Source organism: Pseudomonas morbosilactucae, from assembly GCF_023241715.1.
GTDB lineage: Bacteria > Pseudomonadota > Gammaproteobacteria > Pseudomonadales > Pseudomonadaceae > Aquipseudomonas > Aquipseudomonas morbosilactucae.
Map to the genome: position 1 here is coordinate 18,868 of NZ_JALQCW010000040.1, position 10,606 is coordinate 29,473.

A 10,606-nucleotide genomic window follows, 5' to 3' on the forward strand; every position below is an offset into this window, starting at 1 on the left:
TAAAAAATCAAAACCGGGTGTTCTTGAGGAACTCCGCCAAACGCGGCGATTGCGGGTGCTCGAACAGGTCCTTGGGCGGCCCCTGCTCTTCGATCCGGCCCTGGTTCATAAACACAATCTTGTCCGAGACCTCGAAGGCGAAGCGCATTTCGTGAGTCACCAGCAACATGGTCATGCCGTCTTCGGCCAGGCCCTTGATCACGCTCAGCACTTCGCCCACCAACTCCGGGTCCAAGGCTGAGGTCACTTCATCGAACAGCATCAAACTCGGGTTCATGGCAATTGCCCGGGCAATCGCCACCCGCTGCTGCTGGCCGCCGGACAACTGCCCGGGAAAGTGATGGCGCCGCTCCAGCAGGCCGACCCGCTCCAGCCATTTTTCCGCCAGGGCCACGGCCTCGTCCTTGCCCAGTTTCTTGACCTTGAGCAGGCCCAGGGTGACGTTCTGCAATGCCGTGAGGTGGGGAAACAGGTTGAACTGCTGGAAGGCCATGCCGGTCATTGCGCGATGCTGGGCAATCACCTTCTCGGGGTGGCGCAGGCGCTTGCCGTCGTGCTCGTGATAACCGATGGACTCCCCGTCGAGGAGGATCTGCCCACCCTGGAACTCCTCGAGCATGTTCACGCAGCGCAGCAGCGTGGTCTTGCCCGAGCCACTGGAACCGATCAGCGTCACCACATTGCCGCGCTGCATCTCCAGGTCGACGCCCTTGAGCACCTCCAGCGGGCCGTATTGCTTGTGCAGGTTGCGAATGCTCAGCAACGCTGCGTTGGCTGTGGGCGTGGAAACTTGAGTTTGAGTCATGGCAAGGCCACCCGCTTTTCAATGTGCCGGCCGAGTAATTCGATGGCGTAGTTGATGATGAAAAAGAGCAAACCGGCGAACAGGTAAAACTCCAGGGTCATAAAGGTGCGAGCGATGATCTGCTGGGTACTGAGCAGCAACTCGGCGACGCCGATCACCGACAGCAGTGTGGAGGCCTTGACGATCTCGGTAGACGAGTTAACCCAGGTCGGCAGGATCTGCCGCAGCGCCTGAGGCAGCAGCACATAACCCAGGGCCTGGAAGAACGTCAGGCCAATGGCCTGGCTGGCCTCCATCTGCCCCCGGGGAATGGCCTGCAAGGCACCGCGCACAATCTCGGCCACGTGGGAGCCGCAAAACAACGTCAGCCCCAGGGCACCGGCCTGGAAAGCGCTGATCTGCCAGCCCATCGCCGGAGCCATGTAGAAGCACGCCAGCACCAGTACAAACACCGGCGTACCGCGGATCAGGTCGACATACAGCCGAAACGGCAGGCGCATCCACCAGGTGCCGTAAGTCAGCACCAACCCGGCAACAATACCGATCAAGGTCCCGAACAGAATCGCCAGGGCCGAACAGGCCACGCTGGTCTGAAAGCCCGCCCACAGCACCTCGCGCGCAACCCACAACTCCTGCAACCAACTGGGTGATTCGTACATGGGGGCCTCCTAGCGGCGAATCGCCAGACGCTGCTCGAGTTGACGCAACAGCAGGGCAATGAGGAAACACGCAGCCACATAAAGCGCTGTCGTGACCATCCAGGTTTCAATCACCCGGTAGCTCTCGACGTTGATCTTGCGGGCGTAGTAGGTCAGCTCCGGCACAGCGATCGCGGCGGCCAGGGAAGTGTCTTTGAACAGCGAAATGAAGTTATTGGACAGTGCCGGCAACACATTGCGCAACATCACCGGCACCGTCACGTAGGCCCGGACCTGCCACTCACCCAGACCGATCGCCAGCCCCGCTTCGCGCAAGCCCTTGGGAATGCTCAGCAAGCCGGCGCGGAACACCTCAGTCAGATAAGCCCCGGCATACAACGACAGGGTGACGATGAACGACGGGATCTTGTCCAGGCGAATGCCCAGGCTTGGCAAGGCAAAGTAGATCAACAGAATCAGCACCAGGATCGGCGTATTGCGGATCACCGTCACATACACCGACGCCAGCACCCGCAGCGCCTGATGCTTGCTCAGCAAGGCAAAGGCCATCATCAGGCCGATCACACAACCGATGGCGATCGACACCAGCGCCAACTGCAGGCCCAACCCGAGCCCCGCCAGCAAGGTGTCGAAATCGCGCCACACGGCGGCAAAGTTCAACTGATAGTTCATGGTCGGCAATACCTTGAGCGGGGCGCTTTCGAGGGGCGCCCCACTCTCATCAGGTCACTTGAATTCGACGGGGAAACCGATTTCTGGCGTCGGCAGGTCCACCCCGAACCACTGTTTGAACGACGCGGCGTACGTCGGGAACTCCACCCCGGTCATCGCTTCATGCAGTGTGGTATTGACGAAATTCAACCAGTCCTGATCCCCACGCTTGACCGCACAGGCATAGGTTTGCGGGCTCCAGGCATAGGCCGGGCTGCGATAGCGTCCCGGGTTCTGCACCATCAAATACTTCACCGACGACTGATCGGTGGCCGCCGCATCGGCCCGGCCCGAATTCACCGCCTGATACATCAAGTCGACACTGTCGTACTGATCGACCTTGGCCTTGGGCAGCGCCTGGTGCACCAACTCCTCGGCATACACGTTCTGCAACACCGCCACCGTCACCCCATCGCCGCCGGCCTTGAGGTCATCGATCTCCTTGTACTTGCTGTTGGCCGGCAACAGCAGACCAACCCCCTCGCGGTAATAAGGCAAGGTAAACGCCACCTGCTGCGCCCGACTGGCGGTGACCGTAATGAACTGACAGCTCATATCGACCTTGTCCGTCAGCAAATTGGGAATCCGCGCATCGGAGGACTGCACCACAAACTCCACCTTGCTCGGGTCGTTGAACAACCCCTTGGCCACCATCCGCCCGATATCGATATCGAAGCCCTGCAACTTCCCGTCCGCTCCCTGGAAATGCCACGGCGCATTGGTACTGCCCGTGCCCACAATCAAATGCCCACGCTTGAGCACCGAATCCAACTTAGCGTCCGCCGCCTGAGCGACCCCCACAGCCGAAACCGACGCCACAGCCGCCACGAGAAAAACACACGCTTTAAACAAGGAAGGTCCGCGATGCATGACAAGCACTCCAAGGAGGGTATTTATTCCGCTATAACAGAATATTGTATGTAACAACGGAATAAACAGCAGGAAGTGTGCCACGGGACTGAAGCCGATGGCAGGGAAATCGGGAAATGTTTGGGAATCAAGGGGATGGGGATGAAGCTGTTTTCGGGGTTATGAATGGATGCCGTGGAGGGTGCTACGCAAAGGTACGGAAAGTGATCCGAAGGAACACAAAATGGTGCGGCGAATCACTCATCTGCCCACATCGCCGCGGATTGACAGGGCAGCGTTTCAGCAGATTGGATACCTATCGTTCAAAAACTGACCTGCTCTCCTTGGCAATAGCGCCCAGTGACGCCCCTTTAAACAGATAACGGCCAACAACATATATTTCTACATCAACTTTGCATGGTTTAGATGTGAATCTTGAGCCTTTGTATTTTTCAAAAACTCTAAAAACTCAACCGTCCCTTCCCTCACTGACTCATCAAGCTTTAGGAAAACCAAGTCAAGAACGTCTTTCAGTTCGCAGCAATTCATCACAAGATCACAAAACTAAGCCCCCCTTTCCGCCGTAAGATTATTGATATCCTTAGAGTGAAAAAAGTCTTCCAACCTCATCCAACCCCATAAGGCAATCAAGAATAAAAGTTAACAAGCCAACAGACGTTATAGATAAGAACCTAGCCGCTTCTTAAGTTTTAAAAAGCTCAATCACTAATGAAAAACCACTCACCTGAAACCATTCCAATCCTGCCAAATCTTAAGATAAAATACCGCCACATTATGACCTTTAAAAACCATCACACACTACTTAGCAAAGCTCATCTGGAGGGGCTTTGTACTTTTCAGCCCTACGCATTAAAAATAAATTCTCTATCGCACTCAACAAAAATTTAACCCTATCTTTGGAATTACAGAAAAACCAAACATTTGAACACTCAAAATTTCTTTAATTACAACATATCAACCACGCATCATTAACCCCCCCAAATCTTCCCCTGCCAAAAAAACAAAAGCATCAACATCAGCAATAAATCATGATGAGCAATTAAAAACCCACCAACTCTCGCCATCTAAATCCAAAAATTATTTTTTGAGATATATTTTTCCAACATCATCTAGGGCTCTAGGCTTGAGGCAGGGCATTCCTACATCAAAAATACTTAACACCCATTTTCCTGATAAAAACCTATATCCCCATAGCCACCTATAACCCCAAAAAAAGACTACCCATCGATAAAACTACATAGGCACCCCACTCTTATCAGCAACTTCCCTCATCCGAAGCGAAACCTCAACAATCTCATCCTTGCTTAAACCGCAATATGTAAAAATAGAATCCTCCGGAACATTTTGCATTAAAGCCAAGCCACATAGTACAAAATACCTAAGCTCCTTAGGAGACACTCTCAAATCAACATAATCCAACTCTTTAATTTGCTCACTCATTTTTTTGGAACCTGTGCTTTAATATAGTTATCCCAACCGACACCACCCTGATATAGTTCTAGTCGAATTATCAAGATAGTACATCGTACCATCCACCGATTGTCGCCGTTCAGTAGCCGGATTAGCGAGAATGCCTTCAACAAATCTCTGAAACTGGTCTTTAGTATTAACGCCGAGTTCGACAAACTCCTTTCGCTCGAGTACGTGTTTGTTAAAAGCATGCCCATTTGCGACTTCCTCTGCTATGAGCTGGGAAATCAGTTTACTCTGACTGACAGAATTATCAGCACCCGAGCCTACTATCTTCTTATCACTTTCACTATACATCGCCCCCGGATTCAGCTTGTGCTCCGGAGTCACATAGGCGCCATCCTTCTGTACCCCATCCAACTGAGTACCGCCGGTATGAGGCGTGGTGATAAATCCACCACCTTCAGCGTAGCCCCCACTGGCTGGATTCCCTCCAGATGTATCACAATCGGACTGATCAGTTTGCGGTTCTCATCATCAAGCAGGTGAATTGGAAACCCCATTAAGGTTACCCGCTCCCAGAGTAGCATTGTAATTCTCAGTCGGCTCTGCACTTGCTCCTTTATTGCAATTACATTTTTGCTAACAACCAAGAACACAGAATTAGCAGCCCCCACTTATACTCTGCAAGATGCCACGACGTATCGCATTCGCACGGTGACTCAACTGCTGGATAACCTCGCGATTTATGATGAAGTGCCAAAGGTTTAATAGTGCTACAGGACCTGTCGCTGACATGCAGAATTTTTCTGTGTAATGGGGCGACATATGCAAGGTCTGCTATCCGCACAAGCATAGAGTATCGGTATAAATCCACCATTTCAGTCTTGACACTATAGTGGAAAAACATTCGTTTATTCGTTATCTAGTGGCGCGAGCAGGTCCAGCGAATAGCTTACGACTATAGGGACAGCGAACTATTTTCCATAAAGGTCAAGAACGCCCCCCTCGTAATCCGCAAAGAACCAAAAAACACCCTCACCCAAACAGCCCTCATATACTAAATCGCACACAACAGACTGAAATCAGAACTGAACCCCATTGTTTCTTCTTGTGGCAACCCTTCTAAAACACTAGAAAGATCATTACCTCTTAATATCTTCAAAATAACAGCCCAATGATAATCATGAATATTTTCTGAAGATCGTTCTCCCCTAAGCACCAGAGCAACAACTTCCAACATCAGAATTTCAACAGGCTTATCACCCTCCTTTCAAGCTCTGCATATGCGTAACCAGCCTCGCCCCTCCTTCTTCCTAAAAACATTATGACTAAGCTTTACCCTACAATGATTACAATAGAGAACCAAAAACCAAGTCCTAATTTTACTACAAATTACTCACCTTTCCATTATGGAGTTCTCGTTGGAGGTCGGTGCATGCCCCCCTGTTCATCTATAAAATTGGATGTCTTTCTTAAATTGCTCTCCCGCCCCCAGAAAACTAACGCATACTGGCTTTTCTGTAAATACATTTACAACCCCACTTACTGCCCTGTTGCCACCTAACTGATCGGCGATATCATCTAAAATTTTATATTTATAGTCCGCCTTCAACAAACCGAACCCCTTGCTTTATTGAGGACAATTTTAGCTATAAAACCCCAACTCCACCCATCCTACCTGCGACAAAAACCCAACTATGTGCAGCCATTTTTTTCGATATTCCTGGGATATCTATATCCGCAACCGTAACGTTACCACCCTATTTTAAGTCAGACGACAACCCAGTTCGAGCATCCATAATTTTTTGTGCAAGAATGGCGCCTTCAATGATAGTTACATCACATTTTCCTTTAGCCTCTAAAAGTCACTCCAAGACTTCAAGCTGTGAGATCGTCAGTACTACCTGCACAATAGTGATACCTCCCTCATTACAAAACTCAACTTCATAAGCTTCTTCTGGCTCAGAAAAAACCGCAACTATTACTCCAAGCCTTCCACAAAAAACCCCCTCAGAAGGAACATCCGCTATCAAGCGTACGACATCGTTAATTTTTAAAGACATAAAATCACTTCACAAAAATTGTTGTCATTTCTGGAGTGTTTGAACCGTGCTTATAAATCCACCCGCTTCTAACAACCCCACCTCCATTCGGACCTATAACAGGTATATCGACAGTAAATCGTGAACCATATTGATCTACCTTCCCTGGAATCGAGGTATTTTTCATTACTCCTTCCTGAAGCTGCCTCAGTAGCAGTTCAGAATTGCCCTTTGTAAATCCAAGAACCGACTCAAAGACACGGGCTTTGTTACCGCCAACTGGATGATCTGGATTTAATGCGTAATCCGTTAATTTACGCGGATCAATGACCGCACGATTGGCGCCGACAAGTGAATGAGCTCCTTCAACAAGCTCCGGAACTCCTTCTGAACCCTCGCTATACATCGCTCCCGGATTCAGCTTGTGCTCCGGAGTCACATAGGCGCCATCCTTCTGCACCCCATCCAACTGAGTACCGCCGGTAGGAGGCGTGGTGATAACTCCACCGCCTTCAGCGTAGCCCCCACTGGCTGGATTCCCCCCAGATGTATCAACAATCGGATTGATCAGTTTGCGGTTTTCATCATCAAGCAGGTGAATTGGAAACGCTGTGAGGGTTACCAACTCCCAAAGGCCGATCGAAATTTTTAGCTGCCTCTGCACCTCTTCCTTTGCAACACCACCTGACTTTTTAGCACTCTCAACAACCGAGTTGGCTGTGTAACGCATATTTTCTTGAGTCTGGGGCGACGCGACTGAGTAGACCAGCGCAGTCGCCAAGGCCCCCATCACTCCAGCGGCAGGAGCAGCGGCAAGATTTAGCGAACCGTTTGAAGGTTTCCTTAAGCTAGCCAGCATGACTGCCAGCTCAACTGATTTCTCAGGGCTTTCGCGGGCAATATCCTTCATCCGAGCGAGGAGAAGCTTTTCCCCATCGGAACTTAGGTCACCAAACTGTTCCCTCAGGCGAAACTCAATAGCCTCCGAACGCCGGTTCTCATCCTTACTGAACGTTTTGAGGTGGTTTTCAGTCTCTACCAGAATTTTATTAATATCTTCGGATGTGTACTGAACATTGCTCGGCGAAGCGACCAGGACGCCCATGCTGCCCAAAAGAAGGACTAGTTTTACCATCGCCTCCTGGCTTTTTTCCCCATACAACTCAGCACTTTTCTTCCACTGCTCATACGTCTGCTTAGGACTCGCCACCGCCCCAAGGGAAGAACTGCTCGCATACAAATCCGTACGCGACTCTTCATCCTTGGTGATCTCATACGCCTTGCTCACATCCCGGTTCAGCCCGGCGGTTGAATCGGCCCCAGTCTCGGCATCCTTGCGCACCACGATATCGCCCGCCCCGACGGTGGCGCGCACGATCTGCTCACGGTTCTTCTGATAATCCCAGCCGTTGACGCTCCAGCCGGTTTCACCTTCCTTACCTTTACCCACCTGGCTGCTGTCTTGTGTGGTGCCACTACCGGAGCTGTAGGTACCGCCCACGTTCAGGTAATAACCGTGCTCCTTTTCCTTGCCGGCGATATCGCTGAAGCCCAGGGTGCCGGTGTCCAGCTTGAGGTTGCCGTTGTCGGCAGCGATCAGTGCACCGTCGATCTGGGTGTGGTTTTCGGTGCGGATATCGACCTTGTTCTTGCCGGTAATGCGGGTTTGTTCTTCAACCCAGTCGGTCTTGCCGGTGGTCTGGCCGTAACCGACAGAGCCACTGAGCCCTGGAGCAGGACCAAAGGTGGCGGTGACGCTGATGTCGAATTCCTTGCCCTTGACCTTGCCGGTATCAGCAACCGAAGCGACGTTCAGGTCCCCCCCGACACGCCCGATCACTTCATCACCACGCAGGTTGGCACCAGAAATGTTGGTGTCCTTACCACTGGTGAGGCCTAGACGGTCCCCGGCGTAAAGATAAGCCTCTTGCTGGCGCTCGCTTTCCCGCTCCAGATTGCCTTTGCCCATGCTGACGCTGACGTAGACGCCCACGCCTTCGGAGCCGAAGGTGAAGCCCACTTCCCCACCACCACTGTTGCGGTTGTTCTCGCTGCTTTGGTCGTTCTGCGCGGCGCGGATGTTCAGGTCGTTGCCGGCATCCAGGTCAATGTTGCGTCCGGCCTGGGCCTGGGTCCCGATCAGGTTCAGGTCGTTGCTGGTCTTGAGGTTGATGTCGCGTCCGGCATCCAGTTGGGTGACGGTGGAGGAACCCTGGCTGCTCTCGGTGCTGGCGGTGCCGAAGCTGCCGCCGACGCCGATCTTGAAACCGCCGCTGGTGCCGCCGTGGATACCGCCCCAACTCTCGGTGTTGCGGGTTTCCTCGCTGATGCTGCTCTTGGCCACATCCAGGGTGACATCGCGCCCTTTGACGTTGATGTCGCGCCCGGCACCCAGCTGGCTGCCCTTGACAGTCACATCGTTGTTGGCCGTGAGGTTGAGGTCGTTACCGGCGTGCAGCGTTGAGGAGCGGTTACCTTGCTCGATGATTTCCTGGCTGCTGCTTTGCTTGCTGTTACCGAGCTTGACGTCGGCGGTCGGCCCGGCGAGGAACTGGCTGACCGAGTCGATGGCCTTGAAGGTGCTGGAGGCTTTGCTGACGTTGTTTTCACCATCGCCGGCGCCGTTGACCGCGTCCTTGGTCTTGCCATAGTTGTGGTTGAGGGTGACGCCCAGGCCATTGCGCTCGCTTTCACGCTGCTGCTCGGTCACCCGCACTTCCTGGGCGGCGTCAATCTTGATATCACGACCGGCCACCAGGTTGATGTCATGAACGGCCTTGAGGTCGGAGCCGATCTGATTGATGTCGCGCTTGGCATTGACCGACAGGTCTGCACCGGCGCTGATCTGGCTGGCGGCGGCGGTCTGGGTTTCGACGCGGTTCTTTTCCTTGTTGAGCTCGGCACCGGCGAAGAAGCTCACACCGTTATCGTCGCTACTGACGCCCACGCCGACTTGCTTGCTCTTCTTCCAATCCTGCTCCGCCGAACTGTTCTGTGCCGCCAGCACATTCACGTCGCGTCCGGCATCGAGGCTGACATTGCGCCCGGCGCTGATGCCGCTGCCCACCACATTGATGTCGCGCTCGGCCTTCAGGCTCGCATCGCGATCGGCCAGCACCTGGCTGCCCACGCTGGTGCTGCTTTGCGCTTGGCGCCCGGATTCCTTGGCCGAGGCAAAGGAGACGCTGGCCCCGGAGGAGGAAAGTCCGACCTTTTTCTTGTACTGCACGCTGCGGCTGTAGGCGCTGTCGTTGGCCGAAACCAGATTGATGTCACCGCTATCATTGACCAGCCCGGCGCGCAGCTCGACATCGTTGCCGGCCGTGGCTTCACTGGCACGCAGGCGGATATCGTTGCCTGCGGCCACCACTACATCGTTGCCGGCGCTCAGCTCGCTGCCGACCTGGGTCGCTGTGGCTTGCAACTGGCTCTTGCCGCTCTTCGACAGACCGAGGAAACCAGACTTGCTCTTCTTGCTGTAGGAGCCGTGCTCCTCGACACCGGAGAGGACCGCCACATCGCCAGTAGCACCGACCATCAGGTCCGCGCCAGACTTAAGCTGGCTGCCGATCACCGTGACATCGCGGCCACCGTTGATGCTCATGCCACCATCGGCTTTCTTGCTGGTGTTTAGTGTCAGGTCCTTACCGGCCTCCACCACAGAGGCAATGTTGGTGCTGTGGTAGCTCTCCTGCTGTTTGCTACTGCTACGCCCGAAGGAGCCTTTGCTTTTCTTCGAATAGAACGACGCACTCTCGTTCTTGGCGGACAGCAGATTGAGGTCACGGGTGGCATTTAGCGCGACGTTTTGCTCGCCCTTCACCTGACTGGCCACTAGAGTCAGGTCCTGGTCCGCCGTAATCGACAGATCGCCGCCGGCCGTCACCGAGGAGGCCTTTAGACGTACCTGATCGTTGCTACTGGTGACTTTCTTACTCTTTGACGCCCGGTGGTGCTCATGGGCTGCCGCTTCGATGGACGCGTCCCGCATCGCTGCCAATGCCAGGCTGCCCTGGGCCATCACCTGGCTGGCCACTACCTGCAGATCCTGGCCAGCCGTAGCCGAAAGATTGCCGCCGACCCGCACCTCGCTGCCGTATTGAGTG

8 protein-coding genes are annotated in these 10,606 nt (G+C 53.5%); all 8 read right to left on the reverse strand.

Annotated elements, in window-relative coordinates:
* Window positions 1-7 precede the first annotated feature (7 nt).
* Entirely contained in the window at window positions 8-805 is a 798-nt protein-coding gene (locus M1B34_RS17235; RefSeq protein WP_268265735.1) for an amino acid ABC transporter ATP-binding protein, read from the reverse strand.
* Window positions 802-1,464 carry an amino acid ABC transporter permease gene (locus tag M1B34_RS17240; RefSeq protein ID WP_268265736.1) on the reverse strand — a complete coding sequence of 221 codons (663 nt, stop codon included), beginning with the start codon at window positions 1,462-1,464 and terminating at the stop codon, window positions 802-804. Before M1B34_RS17240 ends, M1B34_RS17235 begins: the two co-directional genes overlap by 4 nt.
* A 9-nt stretch (window positions 1,465-1,473) precedes the next feature.
* Window positions 1,474-2,136, reverse strand: a complete 663-nt coding sequence (locus M1B34_RS17245) for an amino acid ABC transporter permease (RefSeq protein ID WP_268262303.1) — start codon at window positions 2,134-2,136, stop codon at window positions 1,474-1,476.
* 54 nt (window positions 2,137-2,190) lie between these two features.
* Window positions 2,191-3,045, reverse strand: a complete 855-nt coding sequence (locus M1B34_RS17250) for a transporter substrate-binding domain-containing protein (protein ID WP_268265737.1) — start codon at window positions 3,043-3,045, stop codon at window positions 2,191-2,193.
* A gap of 1,233 nt (window positions 3,046-4,278) precedes the next feature.
* Window positions 4,279-4,485 carry a hypothetical protein gene (locus M1B34_RS17255; protein WP_268265738.1) on the reverse strand — a complete coding sequence of 69 codons (207 nt, stop codon included), beginning with the start codon at window positions 4,483-4,485 and terminating at the stop codon, window positions 4,279-4,281.
* Between the two features lie 1,030 nt (window positions 4,486-5,515).
* Entirely contained in the window at window positions 5,516-5,698 is a 183-nt protein-coding gene (gene imm2, locus M1B34_RS17260; RefSeq protein WP_268265739.1) for an Imm2 family immunity protein, read from the reverse strand.
* A 625-nt stretch (window positions 5,699-6,323) separates the two neighbouring features.
* Entirely contained in the window at window positions 6,324-6,521 is a 198-nt protein-coding gene (locus tag M1B34_RS17265) for a DUF4926 domain-containing protein (protein WP_268265740.1), read from the reverse strand.
* Between the two features lie 4 nt (window positions 6,522-6,525).
* Window positions 6,526-10,606: hemagglutinin repeat-containing protein (locus M1B34_RS17270; protein ID WP_268265741.1), on the reverse strand; the 4,081-nt coding region annotated here is incomplete at its 5' end.